A 17681-nucleotide genomic window follows, 5' to 3' on the forward strand; every position below is an offset into this window, starting at 1 on the left:
TTCAACCATGAAGACGTTGCGTCTCTTGACTGCTCTCGCTCTCGGCGGCGGCCTCGCCCTTGGCGCGTACTGGTCCTCGAACGAGGGGCGCTGGTCGGTCCATGCCGAAGTGACCCCGGCTGCGGCGCCAGCGGACCGGACTCCGCTCTACTATCGCGATCCCAGTGGCGCGCCGCTCTGGTCCGCCGGGCCAAAGAAGGATGACCGCGGGCGGGACTATCTGCCGGTCTACGATGACGACAAGGCCGCCCAGGCAGAGCCGAGACCAGCGCAGGCGGCTTCATCGCGCAAGATTCTCTACTACCGCAATCCCATGGGCTTGCCCGACACCTCGCCGGTGCCGAAGAAGGACCCGATGGGGATGAACTATGTCCCCGTCTACGAAGGCGACGACGTCGATGACGGCTCGGTGAAGCTGTCGCCCGGCAAGATCCAGCGCAGCGGCGTGAAGTCCGAGCCGGTCGCGCGTCGATCGGTCCGGGCCCTGGTCAAGGCGCCCGGTACGATCCAATTGGACGAGCGTCGCGTCTCGGTGATCGCGATGCGCGCCGAGAGCTTCGTGCAGAAGATCGCGGACGTCACCACCGGCACCCGCGTCAAGGCGGGCCAGCTGCTGATGGAGATCTACAGCTCGGCGGTCGCCTCCGCGGCGGCCGAGTACCTCGCGACCATCACCTCCAAGACCGTCGGCGGCGTCGAGATGTACGGCCGCGGCTCGCGGCAACGGCTGGTCAATCTCGACGTCCCCGAGCGGGTGATCGCCGAGATGGAGAAAACGCATGTCGCGCCCGTCACCATCCATTGGTCGGCGCCGCGCGACGGGATCGTGCTCGAGCGCAACGCGATCGAAGGCATGCGCGCCAATCCCGGCGACGTGCTGTTCCGCATTGCCGACACCTCGCTGGTCTGGGCGCTGGTCGACGTCGCCGAGCGGGATCTCGGCAACATCGCGGTCGGGCAGTCCGTTGCGGTGCGCGCGCGCAGCTTCCCCGGCCGCAGCTTCACCGGCAAGATCGCGGTGATCTATCCGCAGGTGAACCGCGAAACCCGGACGGTCCGCGTCCGCATCGAGCTCGCCAATCCCGAGGCGGTGCTGCTGCCGGACATGTATGTCGATGCCGACGTCGATACGGCAGATGGCGCGTCCGTCCTGGCGATCCAGGACAGCGCGGTGCTCGACACCGGCACGCGGCAGGCCGTCCTCGTCGACAAGGGGGACGGGCGCTTCGAGCCGCGGGAGGTGAAGCTCGGGCGCCGCGGCGGCGGCTTGATCGAGGTGCGGGACGGCCTTGCCGAAGGCGAAGCGGTGGTCACGTCCGCCAACTTCCTGATCGATGCCGAAAGCAATTTGAAGGCCGCGCTGAAAGGCTTTGCCGAGGCTGCGCCTCAAGCCTCCGATGCCGGCCATGCGACGGGAGAGCACAAGTGATCGCCCGCATCATCGCCTGGTCGGCGCGCAACCTGCTGCTGGTGTTGTTCGGCACCGGCTTTGCGGCCGCCGCCGGCTTCTACGCGCTGCTTCATCTGCCGCTCGACGCGATCCCCGACCTCTCGGACACCCAGGTCATCGTCTACACTGAATATCCCGGCCAGGCGCCGCAGGTGATCGAGGACCAGGTCACCTATCCCCTGACGACGGCGATGCTGACCGTGCCGAAATCGAAGGTGGTGCGCGGCTTCTCCTTCTTCGGCGTGTCGTTCGTCTACGTGATCTTCGAGGACGGCACCGACATCTATTGGGCGCGCTCGCGCGTGATGGAGTTCCTGAACGGCGCCACGTCGCGGCTTCCTGTCGGCGTCACTCCGACCATCGGGCCCGACGCGACCGGCGTCGGCTGGGTCTATCAGTACGCGGTGATGTCGAAAGAATTGAACCTCGCCGACACGCGCACCATCCAGGACTGGAATCTGAAATTCGCGCTGGCCAAGGCCGAAGGCGTTGCGGAAGTCGCCAGCATCGGCGGCTTCGTCAAGCAGTACAACGTGGTGCTCGACCCCCAGCGCATGCGCGACCGCGGCATCAGCATGCAGAAGATCCGGGAGGCGATCCGCGCCAGCAACGCCGACGTCGGCGGCCGAACGGTCGAGCTGTCGGAGTTCGAATACGTCATCCGCGGCAAGGGCTACATCAAGAGCATCAACGATCTCGGCAACATCGTCCTGAAGACGAGCAACGGCACGCCGGTGCTGCTCCGGGACGTCGCCAATGTCGAGCTCGGACCCGACGAGCGGCGCGGCATTGCCGAGCTGAACGGCGAGGGCGAGGTTGCAAGCGGCATCGTGCTGCAGCGCTTCGGCGTCAACGCGCTCGACGTCATCGAAAACGTCAGGAAGCGCCTCAAGGAGATCGCGAGCAGCCTGCCGAAATCGGTGGAGATCGTCCCGGTCTACGACCGCTCAGGCCTGATCTATGCGGCGATCGACACGCTCAAGCACACCTTGTTCGAGGAGAGCATCGTGGTCGCGCTCGTCTGCATCGTGTTCCTGCTCCATGTCCGCAGCGCGCTGGTCGCGATCCTGATGCTGCCGGTCGGCGTGCTGATGGCGTTCGGCGCCATGAAGCTGCTGGGCCTGGGATCCAACATCATGAGCCTCGGGGGCATCGCGATCGCGATCGGGGCCATGGTGGATGCCGCGATCGTCATGATCGAGAACGCGCACAAGCACCTCGAGCGCGCCGAGCCCGGTCAGTCGCGCGTCCAGATCCTGATCGATGCGGCATCCGAGGTCGGCCCGGCGTTGTTCTTCAGCCTGCTCATCATCACCGTCTCGTTCATGCCGATCTTCACGCTGGAATCGCAGGAGGGGCGGCTGTTCAGCCCGCTGGCGTTCACGAAGACCTTCGCGATGGCCGCCGCGGCCCTGCTGTCCGTCACTCTGGTGCCGGCACTGATGGTGATCTTCGTTCGCGGCAGGATCGTTCCCGAGAGCAGGAACGTCATCAACCGCTTCCTGATCTGGATCTACCGCCCCGTCATCAAGGGCGTGCTGCGCGCCAAGACGCTGGTGATCCTGGCCTCGCTCGTCGTGCTCGCCGTCACGATCTGGCCGGCGCGGCAGCTCGGCACCGAGTTCATGCCGACGCTGAACGAGGGCACGCTGCTCTACATGCCGACCACGCTGCCCGGCATCTCCGTGACCAAGGCGGCCGAGCTGATGCAGACGCAGGACCGCATCATCAAGTCGTTCCCGGAGGTCGAATCGGTTTACGGCAAGGCGGGGCGGGCGGCGACCGCGACCGATCCGGCGCCCACCGAGATGTTCGAGACGGTGGTCAGCCTGAAGCCGAAGGAGCTTTGGCGCCCTGGCGTCACCATCGACAGCCTGATCGCGGAGATGGACAAGGCGCTGCAGTTTCCGGGCGTCTCAAACGCCTGGACCATGCCGATCAAGGCGCGCATCGACATGCTGTCCACCGGCATCCGCACTCCCGTCGGTGTCAAGGTGATGGGCATCGACCTCGTCGAGATCGATCGGCTGGCGAAGCAGGTCGAACGCGTGATCAAGGCGGTCCCGGGCACCGCATCGGCCTACGCCGAGCGCGGCATCGGCGGCTATTATCTCGAGATCGTCCCGGATCGCGAGGCGCTCGCCCGCTACGGCATCCTGATCCAGGACGTTCAGGACACCATCGCGGCCGCGCTCGGCGGTCAGACCGTCACGACGACGGTGGAAGGGCGGCAGCGCTTCACGGTAAACATGCGCTATCCGCGCGACCTGCGCGACAATCCCAAGGCGATCGCCAGCGATATCCTGGTGCCGATGCCCGCAGGCGGCGCGGTGCCGCTCGGCGAGGTCGCGAAGGTCGAGCCGGCGCGGGGCCCGACCTCGATCCGGACCGAGAACGGCCAGCTCGCGACCTACGTCTATGTCGACATCCGCGATCGCGACATCGGCAGCTACGTCGCCGATGCGCAACGCGCCGTGACTGACAGCATCCAGTTCCCGCCCGGATATTACGTGGTCTGGAGCGGCCAGTACGAATATCTGCAGCGCGCCGCGGCGCGCCTGAAGATCGTGGTGCCGGTGACGCTGACGATCATCTTCCTGCTGCTGTACCTGAATTTCAGGGCCATGACCGAAACCCTCATCGTCATGCTGTCGCTGCCCTTCGCGCTGGTCGGCGGCATCTGGATGATGTGGTGGCTCGGCTTCAATTTGTCGGTCGCCGTCGCCGTCGGCTTCATCGCGCTCGCCGGCGTCGCCGCCGAGACCGGCGTCGTGATGCTGATCTACCTCGAGCATGCCCTGGCCGAGATGAAGGCGACGTGCCGCGCCGAGGGCAGGGGCTTCACCCGGCAGGATGTCCACGAGGCCATCATGGTGGGCGCGGTCGAGCGCGTGCGTCCCAAGATGATGACGGTCGTCGCCATCATGGCGGGCCTGCTGCCGATCATGTGGAGCACCGGAACCGGGTCGGAGATCATGCAGCGGATCGCGGTGCCGATGATTGGCGGCATGATATCGTCGACGCTGCTGACGCTGATCGTGATCCCCGCGATCTTCGGATTGGTGAAGGGCGTCCGCTTGCCGCCCAAGCGCGAGGACAAGGCGCCATCGACCGAGACGCCAAAGCCGATCGGCGCCAGATTGCGCGTCGTGGAGCCGGCCGGATGACGCGAGCCATGATGCACGATCAAATGTTGGAGCGCCGGAGCGACAGAAGAGGAAGCCGAAGATGAAGCCGAAGATGAAGCAACGTGCATATTTGATGACCCGCCGGTCGCTTGTCGGGCTGATGGCCGCGGCCGCTCTTGCAAGGCCCGCCGCGGCGGCGCCCGACGCAGCCACACTCACGGTGCACCGTGATCCGAGCTGCGGCTGCTGCGCCGGCTGGGTGCAGCATCTGCGGGATGCAGGATTTACCGTCGAGGTGGAGGAGACCCCCGACCTCGACCCGATCCGGGCGCGTCTCGGCATCCCTTCGAACCTGGTCGCCTGTCATACGGCAGAGGTCGCCGGTTATGTCGTCGAGGGGCACGTGCCGGCTGCGGCCGTGCGGCGCCTTCTCTCCGAGCGTCCCAACGCGAAGGGACTCGCCGTGCCGGGCATGCCGGTCGGATCGCCCGGGATGGAAGGCGGCACGCCGCAGCGTTACGAGGTCGTGCTGTTCGGTGCCGATGGCCAAAAGCCGTTCATGCGCTTCATCGGCGCGCAGGCGATTGATTGACCAAGGCGCGCTACCATACCGGCATGATGCACCGGGCTGTGCGGGGGCTATCCATTGAGAGCTCTTCCCTGCGGCCATCCTTCGAGACGCCCGCTTTCAGCGGGCTCCTCAGGATGAGGGCGGAGTGCGCGGCAGCGGTTTCAACGAACACTGATGCCGATGAGCCTCATCCTGAGGAGGCGCGTAAGCGCCGTCTCGAAGGACGAGGCGTGCGCACCGGCCGTGCTACAAGTCGTATGCGATAGCCTTGGGGGCTGCCTTGGTGCTGTGCGGGGGACACATTAGACGGTGCAGCGCGATGCTAGCCTATGGTTGTGGCGGATAGCGCTCGAACGCCGGCAGTTCGTGCGCATGCTCCATCCAGCGCAGGCGCTCGGCGACCTGGATCTGCATCGTGGCAGGCACGGCCTCGGGATCGTCGTAGGTCGCGCTCTGGATGTCGATAATCCCCGGCATCATGTTGGTATTGACGTAGAACAGTCCGGTTCCGCAGTCGCCGCAAAAGTGCCGCCGCCCGTGTTCCGAGGAGCGGTAAACCTTCGGCTCGCCCTTGGTCACCTTGACGGCGCTGTCCGGGTACATCGTCCAGCCGACGACCGGAGCCCCGGCATGAAGCCGGCAATCGCGGCAGTGACAAAGCGCGTGTACGATTGCCTCGCCCTCGACCTCGTAACGGATTGCGCCGCAGTGACAGCCGCCCGTGATGGTGCTCATGCGTTCCTCCGATCGAAGTCGAGTTTTCAGATCGATAGCTCTCGCGCCTGGTGGCTTCAACAACGCAGTCGATTTGCGATTGCGTCCTACTGTCGCCTGACAGCTGCTGCCAATGCGGCTCCGCCCGCGAGGCTATCCTTGCGCCCGTGTGCTCTCAGGTAGCCGCAGGCGTTGCCTCACCGTCCGCGCGATCGCCGCCGGCGCTTCCTCGGGGATCGCAAAGCACGAGCTCGCGTTGATCTCGCAGAGCACATAGGTGTCCGCGCCGGCCGCATCTGTCGGCCCGTACAGGAAGTCCGCGTCCCAGATCACCGGCAATGACGAGGGCTCATCGATGCCGAGCGTTGCCATCATCTGCGGCGTCCATTCGTCCTCCATCGACCGCCGCAGCGCCTGGAATTGCGGAGCATCAGGCCCGTGCATGATCCGCGGCCCGGGCTGCGCCTCGGGCGTATCAGGTCCCTCCGGCGGCGGCGGGATCAGCGCCTTGATCTTCTGGTGTCCAAAGCCTGCGACTTTGGCGCCGCTCATGTAGCACCGGATCATGCCGTCGGGCAGGCGCGGTTGAAACGCCTGGTCGATGATGCAGCCGCCCCAGCCGAAATAGGGCTCGCACCGGGCGAACAGGGCGTCCATCGGCATGTCCTCCGGCATGCTGCCGCGCTGCGCATGCAGCACGCGAACCATGCCGTCCGTGCCGGGCAGCGCCTCCACCTTCCAGACGCCCTGGCCGCCATTGCCGCGGTTCTGCTTCAGCACGCGTGGGCCGCTGGCACGAAGGTTCGCCGGAAACTGGCCGCGGAAGCCTGCGGCGGTGTCGTAGCGATGCGTGTCGGCGCCCCAGCCCAGATGCCGTGTTCGGTAGAGCACTTCCTTGACGCCCATCTTCAGGATGACGTCCGGATGCGCGCTCACCCATGGTCCTTGCGCTGCGACGTCGCGCAGCAGGGCGTCGAGATCGGCGCGGGTCTTGCCTTGATGGATCGGATCGACCCAGACCAGCACGCCGTCGGCTGCGAGCAATTGTTCGCGGACCGCGCTCGCAAAGCTCTCGTCGTAGATCGCCGGGAAGGCTTCGATGCCCGCGGCGGCGAGCGCTTCGAAGACGCGGACGAAGCGGCTGTTCTGCGCCGTCGCCTCGCGCCGCGCGGCAACGTCGCCGCGCGAGAGGATGGCTATGGTTCGGAGGGGAGGAGAGTGACGTTCGGTGTCCATGCGCAAGCTCCACGTATGTGCGTGCTGCGCAGAGCTTGGACCTGGGTCTCACGGGGAGTCTGCCTCGTCCCCACCCGGAGAATGTATGTGAAACCGCCTCGTCGTTTCAAGATGGGCTGGCGAGTTCCTTTCGCAGGGGCAACTCTTCGTGACGTGGCGCGGCCGTGCGCCGGTTGACAGCCCGGTCTTGCGGGTTTTTAGTCGGCGCGACGGGGATGTGCGATCTCCCCGCGAGGCGACATGCCCAAGCATCGCGTCCTGATCACCAAGGGCGCCGCATGTCATCACACACCGCAGCTCCATTCCGCAATCCGCCCGACTTGCCGGGATCGGCCGCCGCATCGCCATGGCATGCGCCTCGGCGGCGAGTCTGCTGCGTCTGGCGCGGCGGTCGGAGCCCGCCTCACCATCCGACATCACCTGGGGCAGGGACCCAGAGCTCAAGGGAGCTGATCCATGCATAAGACTGTTTCGGCACTGATCGGCGTCGCTGCCTGCTTCATCACGAGCGCTCACGCGCAGGGCATCGACTGGCAAAAGGTCGATGAGACACTGGGGCGAAAGCCGATGGTTGCGGACGATGTCCATCGCTACGGCTTTCCGCGCACCGATCTCACCGTGACTTTGGATGGTGTCACGATCAAGCCGGCGCTGGCGCTTGGCGGCTGGCTCGCGTTCAAGCCCGCGCATGGCGGAACCATGGTCATGGGTGACCTCGTGCTGCTCGAGAGCGAGGTCAGCCCTGTGATGGCGAAGATGATTGCGAGCGGTCTCGAGATCACCGCCGTGCACAACCATCTGCTGCGCGCAAGCCCGGCGACCTTCTACATGCACGTCGCCGGACATGGCGACCCGGTCAAGCTGGCGTCGGCAATCCATGATGCCCTCGCCGAAAGCAAGACGCCCCTGAGCGTCGCCGCGGCAGCGAACTCGCCCTCCATCGATCTCGACACGGCGAAGCTCGATCAGATCATTGGCGTCAAGGGGCAGGCCAATGGCGGCGTCTACCAGTTCAACGTCAAACGGCGAGACCCTGTCTCCGACGATGGCATGCTGCTGACGCCGGTCGGTGCGATGGGCGTCGCGACCGCCATCAATTTCCAGCCGACCGGCGGCGGAAAGGCGGCCATCACGGGCGACTTCGTCCTGACCAGCGACGAGGTGAATCCGGTCATCGTGGCGCTGCGGACACATGGCATCGAGGTGACGGCGCTGCACAGCCACATGCTGAACGAACAGCCGCGACTCTTTTTCATGCACTTCTGGGCCAACGACGACGCGGTCAAGCTTGCCGAAGGCTTGCGTGCGGCGATCGAGAAGACCGCCAGCAGCAAGAGCTGAGCCAAGGCATAGAAAATGCAGCGTGAGGCGTTTCAATGATCGAATGTCAGAGGTTGGGACAGCCGACGATGCGCGCCGCTTTGGCCTTTCGGTCGCGGCCGTCTGCATGGGCCAGTCTCGTCCTGGCGCTTATGCTGGCTTTGCTGATGGGAGGGAACGCCATGGCCGAAACCCTGAATTTCGACAACGCTCCTGCTGGAACGGCGCCGGCAGGCTGGACTCTCACGATGACCGGCAAGGGTGAACCGAAATGGACCGTCGAGGCGGAGCCCACGGCGCCGAGCAAGCCCAACGTCCTCAAGCAATCCGGACGGGCGACTTTTCCCGTCGCCATCAAGAGCGATACCAACATCCGCAACGGCTTCGTTGAAGTGAAGTTCAAGGCGGTGTCCGGGTCCGAGGATCGCGCCGCGGGAATCATCTGGCGTGCCAAGGACGCCGACAATTATTACGTCGTCCGGGCCAACGCGCTGGAGGACAACGTGGTGCTCTACAAGACGATCAAGGGCATACGAAATTCGCTGGAGATTGTCGGACGCAAGGGTGGCTACGGCGTCAACACGCCGGTGCAATCAGGGCAATGGCACGCGCTGCGTTGCGACTTCGCGGGAAATCGCTTCAAGGTGACGTTTGACGGAAAGCCATTATTCGAGGTGGAGGACGCCACCATCACGGACGCCGGCATGATCGGCCTGTGGACCAAGGCAGATAGCGTGACCTTGTTCGATGATCTGACATATGGTGAGACCAAATAGAAGTTGTCCACCTCTGTCGGAGATGACCATGAGCTTTCGCCGTCTGTCGGTGGCGACGATTCTGCTGGCTGCGTTTGTCGGCCCCATGCGGGCGGAAGAGACCCTCGTCACCTACAAGTCGCTGAGTCCGGAGCTGGCGCTCGATCTCGCGCGCGCCGCGTTGGATAGCTGCCGCAGCCGTGGATATCAGGTTGCCGTCGCCGTCGTCGATCGCTTCGGTATCACCCAAGTGGTGCTGCGCGATCGCTTCGCTGGCTCTCACACGCCCTCGACGGCATCCGGCAAGGCGTGGACGGCGGCGTCGTTCAAAACCAGCACGACCGAACTGAACGCGCTCAGCCAGCCCGGCATGATGCAGTCAGGCATTCGTAGTCTTCCCGGAGCCGTCATCATAGGCGGAGGGCTGATCGTCGAAGCCGGCGGTTCTCTGGTCGGAGCGGTCGGCGTTTCCGGCGCTCCGGGCGGTGACGCGGACGAAGCGTGCGCGAAAGCCGGGATCGAGGCCATTCGCGACAAGCTGGAGTTTTGAGGGGCGAAGGATTTCAGATCATCCGCTAAGTATACGTGTCCGTCTGCAACGCGATCGAGGGCGCGTCGCCGGTCGCGGCATTGATTGGCACGTCTCGCAATCCCGCTGGCGCCTTCTGCCGCTGCCAACGCTGTTCCTGAAATCTAGACACCTGCGAGACCAGCGAGCGGCCTGATCGCTCCGCCAACCGCAGACCAAGGAACAGACCATGCAATCATCCCCACTATCCCGTCGATCCGCCATCTTCCTGCTGATGGCAACCCTGAACATCGGACTGATGCCGATGGCGCACGGCGAGGCGCCGGTCCCCGATGCGATCGTCGGGACATGGGAGGCGGACGACGGCACCGTGAAGCTCGACATGTTCAAGGCCGGCGCAGAATTCCAGGCGCGCATGCTCTACGGCAACGAGATCGTGGAGGCTGACAACGTCACCTTCAAGAAGGACGCCAAGAACCCCGATCCCACGCTGCGTTCGCGGTCGCTAAAGAACATCGTGTTCATCACGGGCTTGCACTGGGAAAATGGCGAGTGGAGCGGCGGCTCGATCTATGACGCCTCATCGGGACGCACCTACAACTGCAAGGCCGCCGTCAAGGACGGCAAGATGCATCTGCGAGGCTATCTCGGCCTGCCGGCGATGGGACAGACCCGCACATTCCACCGGGTTCGCGGGTAGGGCTTCCGCCAATATCGAGCCGTTCTACCGAAGCGCGGTCGCCCGGACCGCGCTTTTTTTCTTGCGAATACAGCGGTTTAAGTGATCGCCAGGATTGGCGGGTTGTGCAAGTCTATTGGCGCGCTTGGTCAGTCAATCCGTACCGAGGAAGGCGGCAGGATAAGGATCGGAACGAAGAGAGGTTGACATGTTCGACAGATCGAAAAGAACGGCGCTCGTCACCGGAGCCTCCTCCGGCATGGGCAAGGAAATCGCACGGCGTCTGATCAAGGACGGCTTTCAGGTCTTCGTCGCCGCGCGGCACGTCGACGGGCGCGGCCCCTGCGCATGGACATATCGAGCGAGGCCGACATCCAGGCGGCGGTCGATGCCATCCTGCGCGAGGTGGACGGGGTCGATGTGCTCGTCAACAACGCCGGCTTCGGCCTCTACGGTCCCGTCGAGGAGGTCGGCATCGACGAGGCGCGTTACCAGTTCGAGGTGAACCTGTTCGGCGCCGCCCGCCTGACGCAGCTCCTGCTGCCGAAGATGCGCGAGAAGCGCGCGGGCACGATCGTCAACATCACCTCGATGGGCGGCAAGATCTACACGCTCCTCGGCGCCTGGTACCACGCGACCAAGCATGCGCTGGAAGGCTGGTCCGACTGCCTGCGGCTTGAACTGGCGCCATTCGGCATCAAGGTCGTCGTCGTCGAGCCCGGCCTGATCGAGACGGGATTCGGCGATGTGGTCGCCAATGGCCTGCTCAAACGATCGGGTGAAGGCCCTTACGCCAAACTGACCCAGGCGGTCGCGAAATCGACCCGTGAAGCCTATGGACAGGGACGCGGCACCAATCCGAGCGTCATCGCCGACATCGTGTCCAGGGCTGTGCGGGAGCCGAAGCCGCGCACGCGCTACGTCGCGGGCAAATATGCGCTTCCCATGATCAAGATTCGCGAATGGTTCGGCGATCGCATGTTCGATCGCGTCATCATGAGCCAGATGCGCTAAGGTTCAGTCATGAGCGGAACGGCGGCGGACAGGTGCAAGATTCCCCGGGCCTTTTGGCAGGCCGTTGAACATATCGGCGTGCCGCCGGCCGTGCTGTTGCGGCAGGCGAAGCTGCCGGCAACCTTGCACCTGAACGATCAGGGGCAGGTCACCACGGTGCAATATTTTGCGCTCTGGCGAGCGCTGGAGGAGCTGAAGCCGGAGCCGGGGCTCGGCTTGATGCTGGTGCAGAGCGTCGAGACGGCGGTGCATCCGCCGTCGAGCCTCGCTGCTTTCTATGCAAGGGACTATCGCGATGGACTGAACCGCCTCGCGCGCTTCAAGCGGTTGTGCTCGCCCGAACAGCTGCACGTCGAGGATGGCAAGGACGAGTGCGTCGTCACGACGGAGTGGCCGTACGCAACGGATCCGGAGCCCGCGATTACGACCGACGTGACCTTCGCCTCGCTGGTCGAGCTCGGGCGCCGTGGTACGGGACAGCATCTGACGCCGAAGCGGGTCGAGCTGGTTCGTCCTCGCTCCAAGAGCGACGTCCACCAGAAATACTTCGAATGCCAGATCCGCTATGGCGCGGCGCGGAACCTGCTGGTCCTGAAATCCGCCGACCTCGATCGTCCGTTTCCCGGGCACAACAAGGAGTTGCTCGAAATCCTGACGCCGGCATTGGCGTCAGCCTTGGGCGAATTGAAGGCGCGCAGCTCCGTCAGGGAGCAGGTGAAGGTCGTCCTCAAGCGGAGCCTTGCGAGCGGACGGCCCGAATTGTCCGACGTCGCGCGCGATCTCGGCTTAAGCGAGCGGACTCTTCAGCGCCGCATCACCGAGGAAGGAACGAGCTTCCGCGAACTCCTCGTCGAGGCGCGTCAGGAGCTCGGGCGGCAGCTTCTGTCGGATCCGACGGCTGACATCGACGAGGTCGCGTGCCTTCTGGGTTATCAGGACGCAAGCTCGTTCTATCGCGCTTTCAGGTACTGGGAAGGCGTGACGCCGAGCCGCTGGCGCGAGCTGCACGGCAACAAGATTCACTAATCATCCAAAATCCGAACGCAGCTGACATTGAAGTGACGGCGAGAGCGTCTCCTCAATGAACGCTGGATTGTTGCGATCAAGATGGAGCGATCGATGGGAAGGCAATCAAGCAAAAGTATGAGGCGCATTGCGTTGCGCGCTGGTTTCGTTCTGACGCTTGCAGTAGCGGGCGCGCTGGCGTTCGTCAAATTCGAGTATGGAGGCGGTACGCTCTATCCCGACATCGGCTCTGACAACCCGCAGGGGCTGACCAAGCTTGAGAAGCTGATTCAGCTCGACTACCCGCCTGGCAATGTGGCCGTCGCTCCCAACGGACATGTCTACTTCAACTACCATCCCATCGCTCGAGCCGGGCGATTTTCAGCCGCGACGATGTTCGAATGGGCTGATGGAAAGATCACGCCGTTTCCATCGATGGAGAGTCAACGGGATTTCCAGGGAAGCTTCGGCATGACCATCGACCACCAGAACCGTATCTGGCTGATCGAACCCGCCAGCCTCGATTTCCAGCACACGCGTCTGTGGGCCTTCGACCTGACGACGCGCGAACGCGTCGCATATTTTGAGTTTCCCGGTAAAGAGGCTCAGTTCGCGCAGGATCTGCGAGTGACCGCCGATGGCAAATACATCCTTCTGGCTCACACCGGCATCCTGCGGTTCACCGCCCCGAAGCTTATCGTCTATTCCGTGGAGGACCACAGCTTCCGGACTGCGCTGGCGGAACATCCCTGCACTTTGCCAGAGAATTGGCTGATGCAGACGCCGTTTGGCGTCTACCGCATGGGCTACGGTCTCGTGAATGTCGCCGCCGGGCTCGATGGAATCGAGATCAGCCCCGATCAGAAATGGGTCTATCTCGCCGGCATGACCAATTCCCATCTGTGCCGGGCCCCACTTTCCGCCGTCGTGGACAAGACTCTCGCACCTTCGGACGTTGCTAGGAAGGTGGAAGTTCTAGGGCCTAAGCCCATGAGTGACGGCATCACGGTGGACACGGCGGGCCATGTCATCCTGACCGATGTCGAGCACGGCGGCTTGATGGCATTCGATCCCGAGACCAAAGACATCAAGACATTGGTGCGCTCGCGCGATGTGATATGGGCCGATGGTGTGGCGGCTGGACCGAGCGGCTCTCTGTACTTCACGGACAGCGCGCTGTCGGCCTACATGGGCCAATTTGCCGGACCACCGCCTCGGGACCGATTGCTCGCCCGTCAGCCGTACTTCATCTACCGGCTCAAGCCGTAGGCCGCGGCCGCTCCTGCATCCTCTTTGGCGCTTGCTGCAGCTTCGGTGGCGCCGTCTGTCACTGCCGTGTGTCCACGCCGACGATACGAAAAGCTGGAAAGTCGGCGTTCAACCAATCGAGGATATCGCATGTCTGGCAAAGTCTGGTTCATCACCGGGGCATCCCGCGGCTTTGGCCGCGTCTGGGCGGAGGCCGCCCTCAAGCGTGGCGACAACGTGGCTGCCACCGCCCGCGTTCTGGCTGACGTGGCCGATCTTTCGGAAGTCTACGGCGATGCCGTGCTGCCGATCGCCCTGGACGTGACCGATGCCCATGCGGTGCAGAATGCCGTGACCCGGGCTCACGCGCATTTCGGACGGCTGGACGTCGTGCTCAACAACGCCGGCTACGCGCTGGTCGGGGCGATCGAAGAGGCACACGAGGCCGATGTCCGTGCTGAGTTCGACACCAATTTCTTCGGTACCCTTCGCGTCATCCAGGCCGCGCTCCCCTTGCTGCGACGGCAGGGCAGCGGCCACATCATCGGCGTGTCCAGCGTTGCGGGCATCGTCGCCGGGCCCATCACCGGGTTCTACAACGCCTCGAAATTCGCGATCGAAGCTCTCCATGAAAGCCTGGCCCAGGAGGTCAAGGGTTTCGGGTTGAAAGTCACGCTGCTCGAGCCTGGCGCCTATGCGACGGGGTTCGCTAGCACGGCCTCGCTCAGGATCGCGCCAGTCATCAACGCCTACAGCAACACGCGGGCGGAGGTGTTTGCCGCCGGCGCCAAGCTGGATTTTGGTGAGCCGGAGGCGACGGCCGATGCGATCCTGAAGATCGTCGACGCCGAGAATCCGCCATTGCGGTTCTTTGTCGGAACCGAAGGTCTGCCGCGCGCCCGGGCCGCCTATGCCGATCGCCTCGCGATGTGGGAAGCGTGGGAACCCCTTTCCAGCGCGGCTCAGGGCGAGGCCCGGCAACACAACATCGCATCGTAGTCGCACCAGCCCTTTCCGGACAGGATCGCTCCCTTCGCCAGCGGGAAACAGAGAGGATCGCAATGAACGCGACCGCAGTTGCAGACTTCTTCCAGTTCTTCCGCTCGTACCTGTCCAATCCCTGGCAGGTCTCCGCCATCGCGCCATCGGGCCAGTCACTGGCGCGCCTGATGACGCAGGAGATCACGCCGGGGACTGGGCCGGTGATCGAGCTCGGGCCGGGCACCGGGATCTTCACCAAGGCGTTGCTCCGGCACGGCGTCGCGGAGCGTGACCTGTTGCTGATCGAATACGGTTCGGATTTCGTCCGCCTGTTGCAGGAGCGCTTCCCGAGAGCGCGCGTGCTCTGGATGGATGCGCGCCAGCTAAGTCAGTACGAGCCGTTCATGGCGCCAGCCGCGGCCGTCGTCAGCGGCCTTCCGCTCCTGTCGATGTCGCCGCGCAAGGTGATCGCGATCCTGACGGGCGCCTTCCGCCACATGCAGGAGGGCGGCACGCTCTATCAGTTCACCTACGGACCGCGCTGCCCGGTGCCCCGGCCCATCCTCGACCGTCTCGGGCTGAAGGCGAGCCTGGTCGGGCGAACCGCGCTCAATATTCCGCCGGCATCGGTTTATCGCATCCGTCGGCGACGGCAGTTGCAATCGCAGGCCGGAACGCCTTATGCCTGAGGCCGTCTCACTCATGCCGCCAGATTTTCACTGCCGAAACGACCAGGATCACAGCCAATCCCGGCAGAAGAATCGAATTCGGGACGACGCCAAGAAGCAGACCGCCGATGAATGTGCCGGTTATGGATCCAATCGCCATTGCGAGCATGAACCGCCAATTCGCGCGCAGCACCGAAAAGCTCTGATCGCGACTATAGCGCGCAAATCCCACCAGCATTGTCGGCAGGCTCACCGCGAGTGAGAGGCTGCCTGCCAGCTTCACGTCCGCGCCGAACAACAGGATCAGGGTGGGGATCAGGAATTCCCCTCCGGCAACGCCGAGCAACGATGCCACGATCCCGATCGTAAAGCCCGCTGCGATGCCCGCGACGATCAGGCTCGCGCCGGTCAGCGCCGGAGTGGTCGCGGCCTCGTTGCCGTGTGCGAACAGAAGCATGCCCGCGATCACGAGCAGCAGGACGGCAATGACCCTGTACAGCGTCCCGGACTCGAGACGCGTCGCCCAGGACGCCCCGGCGTAGGCGCCGACAAGGCTGCCCGCCAGCAGGTTCAGGATGATCGGCCAATGGGCATGTATCTCGGCGAACGGAACGGCGCCTGCGCGAAACGGCAGCGCACTCGCCACCACGATCAGGCTCGTCGCCTTGTTGAGAACCACGGCTTCAAGGCCGCGAAACCTGAATAGACTGATGAGCAGCGGCAGCCGAAATTCCGCGCCACCAAGACCAATGAGGCCGCCCAGAGTGCCGATGATTGCGCCCGAGCCGAACGCGGCGGAATTGTTTCGCATGGACACGACAGAAAAATGCGCCAATGCGCAAAATCAAGCTTGCCCGTAATCCGTCGTGGCGGGGAGCTTCACACCTGCTTACGGCAGGGCGTGGGGCTGAGCTAAAGCGTAGTCCAGAATTTTGCGTGTTGCAAACGCGCATTGATTTGGCTTCAGAGAACCACTGTCGAAGCATGGCGCTCCGTGCTCCCCCAAATGAAAACACCCGCGACGGATGGCTCCGCGCGGGTGTGACGAACTCTCGATGATGCCAGTATGCCCCTGTTTTGCCCGACGAGTCAAAGAGCGGCGCACGCACGGCCAGCAGCCTCAACATCACCGATCCGAAGAGCGTAATGATTTCAACACCCCCGCTACTGTGCATGGGGTTGTTTTCGCACTTTTGTTCTAGCTCGCCGAAACGGCCGCGCTCACCGCCGTCCGCGCGGCGCCTCGGCCTTGGCTGGCGGCTCGGTCTGCGGAGCGCAGGTCGCAGCTTGAAGCGAGCCTTGCGCCTGCTGCATCAGGCCGGGCTCGGGGGCGAGCGCCTTCATCAGGATCAGGCCGGTCGTGGTTGGGGAATCGATGATCAGGCGGTCGGCCGCGGTGACCTCTTCGTCCTCCGGCAGCTCGTTGTGCTGCGCCTCCGTCATCAGGTCGAGCTCGATCACCTTGCGGCCCGCGGAGCGGTCGTTGATGGCGTAATAGGCGATCTCGTTGCGGGTGTAGAACGACACCGAGGTGTAGGCCTGGCTCACCGGCACCGTCAGCTTGATCGGCCCGCCCGACAGGTCATAGCGGCAGATTGCCAGCGCGAAGGCCGGATCCATGAACGGCATCGGCGAATTGTTGGGATCGGCGAGAGGAAGCTGGGTGACGGCGTTCACCCTGGTCATCGGCGTCAGCCGCGAATAGGCATCCTGGGTGGCGATCCGCGGCAGCGCCAGCACGCTGACGAGATGGACCACGAGGCCCAGCACCACGCCGGCAACGATGGTGAAGACGAGCCGGATCATGAGCAGCCCACCGTTGTGATGCTCGGCATCGGCGCATCGCGCTGGGTGCGCGTCGCAACGCCGACCGGCGTGTCGTAGAGACGCAGCATCAATGCGTAACGCTCGATGCCGCCGGTCGGCAGCCAGTTGCCGGCGCGCGAGCGCGAGGCGATCCGGATCTCGAACGAGCCGTCGGACGAGCGCACGATCTCCTGGCTGGTGAAGCCGTAGCGCTGCAGCGAGTTGGCGACGAGGTGGCCCTTGCGGTCGTAGAGCGTCAGCGTCCAGAACCGCGCCGGCGGCGTCACGCCGGACACGATCACGTCGCAGCGGCCGTCGAGCGCCTTCTTCTTGTCGTCAGTGGTGGCGGTGAAGGCGACGCCGTCGCCGGTGCCGATCGGCAGCTCGCCGTTGCGGACGATGGTGGCGCGCGAATAGGGGTCGACGTCGGCGGTGCCGGTGCGCGGCCGCGCGGTCCAGGCGCCGATGGTCAGCGCGCCGATCTCGGTGCCGCGCGTCGTGGTCATCCACGTCGCGCCGACGCCGACGACTGTCGCAAGAAGAAGCGCCGTCAATGTGATCAGGATCAGCCGCACGG

General features: G+C 64.4%; 17 protein-coding genes. 12 read left to right on the forward strand and 5 right to left on the reverse strand.

Annotated features, from left to right (window positions below; genetic code table 11):
• Positions 1-7: 7 nt before the first annotated feature.
• The 3 genes from DCG74_RS17550 (at position 8) to DCG74_RS17560 (ending at position 5170) form a co-directional block, all read left to right on the forward strand.
• Entirely contained in the window at positions 8-1429 is a 1422-nt protein-coding gene (locus tag DCG74_RS17550) for an efflux RND transporter periplasmic adaptor subunit (RefSeq protein WP_172784204.1), read from the forward strand.
• Positions 1426-4617 (forward strand): efflux RND transporter permease subunit, encoded by a 3192-nt coding sequence (locus DCG74_RS17555; protein ID WP_172784205.1) that lies wholly within the window; start codon positions 1426-1428, stop codon positions 4615-4617. The genes DCG74_RS17550 and DCG74_RS17555 overlap by 4 nt, the downstream gene beginning before the upstream one ends.
• Before the next feature lie 73 nt (positions 4618-4690).
• Positions 4691-5170, forward strand: a complete 480-nt coding sequence (locus DCG74_RS17560; protein ID WP_172784206.1) for a DUF411 domain-containing protein — start codon at positions 4691-4693, stop codon at positions 5168-5170.
• 306 nt (positions 5171-5476) lie between these two features.
• On the opposite strand, the gene DCG74_RS17565 is transcribed toward DCG74_RS17560, so the two are convergent.
• Entirely contained in the window at positions 5477-5884 is a 408-nt protein-coding gene (locus DCG74_RS17565; RefSeq protein ID WP_172784207.1) for a GFA family protein, read from the reverse strand.
• Between the two features lie 132 nt (positions 5885-6016).
• Positions 6017-7099 (reverse strand): Cj0069 family protein, encoded by a 1083-nt coding sequence (locus DCG74_RS17570; protein ID WP_172784208.1) that lies wholly within the window; start codon positions 7097-7099, stop codon positions 6017-6019.
• A 456-nt stretch (positions 7100-7555) separates the two neighbouring features.
• Between DCG74_RS17570 and DCG74_RS17575 the strand changes: the two genes are divergently transcribed.
• The 9 genes from DCG74_RS17575 to DCG74_RS17615 all read left to right on the forward strand — a co-directional run bounded on the left by DCG74_RS17575 (position 7556) and on the right by DCG74_RS17615 (position 15319).
• Positions 7556-8440, forward strand: coding sequence for a DUF1259 domain-containing protein (locus DCG74_RS17575; RefSeq protein WP_172784209.1), 885 nt, complete (start codon positions 7556-7558; stop codon positions 8438-8440).
• Between the two features lie 161 nt (positions 8441-8601).
• The gene (locus DCG74_RS17580; protein ID WP_246708742.1) at positions 8602-9195 is read left to right on the forward strand and encodes a family 16 glycoside hydrolase; all 594 of its coding nucleotides are present in this window, start codon (positions 8602-8604) and stop codon (positions 9193-9195) included.
• 28 nt (positions 9196-9223) lie between these two features.
• Positions 9224-9724, forward strand: coding sequence for a heme-binding protein (locus DCG74_RS17585; protein WP_172784210.1), 501 nt, complete (start codon positions 9224-9226; stop codon positions 9722-9724).
• A 208-nt stretch (positions 9725-9932) separates the two neighbouring features.
• Positions 9933-10403: a DUF2147 domain-containing protein gene (locus DCG74_RS17590; protein WP_172784211.1), complete on the forward strand. Its 471-nt coding sequence runs from the start codon at positions 9933-9935 to the stop codon at positions 10401-10403.
• Positions 10404-10601: 198 nt separating this feature from the next.
• Positions 10602-11396 (forward strand): oxidoreductase, encoded by a 795-nt coding sequence (locus DCG74_RS17595; RefSeq protein WP_337993336.1) that lies wholly within the window; start codon positions 10602-10604, stop codon positions 11394-11396.
• 9 nt (positions 11397-11405) lie between these two features.
• The gene (locus DCG74_RS17600) at positions 11406-12422 is read left to right on the forward strand and encodes an AraC family transcriptional regulator (RefSeq protein WP_172784212.1); all 1017 of its coding nucleotides are present in this window, start codon (positions 11406-11408) and stop codon (positions 12420-12422) included.
• Positions 12423-12515: 93 nt separating this feature from the next.
• Positions 12516-13670 (forward strand): L-dopachrome tautomerase-related protein, encoded by a 1155-nt coding sequence (locus tag DCG74_RS17605; RefSeq protein ID WP_172784213.1) that lies wholly within the window; start codon positions 12516-12518, stop codon positions 13668-13670.
• A gap of 129 nt (positions 13671-13799) precedes the next feature.
• The gene (locus DCG74_RS17610) at positions 13800-14648 is read left to right on the forward strand and encodes an SDR family NAD(P)-dependent oxidoreductase (protein ID WP_172784214.1); all 849 of its coding nucleotides are present in this window, start codon (positions 13800-13802) and stop codon (positions 14646-14648) included.
• A gap of 62 nt (positions 14649-14710) precedes the next feature.
• Positions 14711-15319, forward strand: coding sequence for a class I SAM-dependent methyltransferase (locus DCG74_RS17615; protein WP_172784215.1), 609 nt, complete (start codon positions 14711-14713; stop codon positions 15317-15319).
• 7 nt (positions 15320-15326) lie between these two features.
• On the opposite strand, the gene DCG74_RS17620 is transcribed toward DCG74_RS17615, so the two are convergent.
• The 3 genes from DCG74_RS17620 to DCG74_RS17630 form a co-directional block, all read right to left on the reverse strand.
• Positions 15327-16109 carry a sulfite exporter TauE/SafE family protein gene (locus tag DCG74_RS17620; protein WP_172784625.1) on the reverse strand — a complete coding sequence of 261 codons (783 nt, stop codon included), beginning with the start codon at positions 16107-16109 and terminating at the stop codon, positions 15327-15329.
• 410 nt (positions 16110-16519) lie between these two features.
• Entirely contained in the window at positions 16520-17104 is a 585-nt protein-coding gene (locus tag DCG74_RS17625; RefSeq protein ID WP_172784216.1) for a DUF1254 domain-containing protein, read from the reverse strand.
• Positions 17101-17679 carry a DUF1214 domain-containing protein gene (locus tag DCG74_RS17630; protein WP_172784217.1) on the reverse strand — a complete coding sequence of 193 codons (579 nt, stop codon included), beginning with the start codon at positions 17677-17679 and terminating at the stop codon, positions 17101-17103. The genes DCG74_RS17625 and DCG74_RS17630 overlap by 4 nt, the downstream gene beginning before the upstream one ends.
• Between the last annotated feature and the right edge of the window lie 2 nt (positions 17680-17681).

The organism is Bradyrhizobium sp. WBAH42, from assembly GCF_024585265.1.
GTDB lineage: Bacteria > Pseudomonadota > Alphaproteobacteria > Rhizobiales > Xanthobacteraceae > Bradyrhizobium.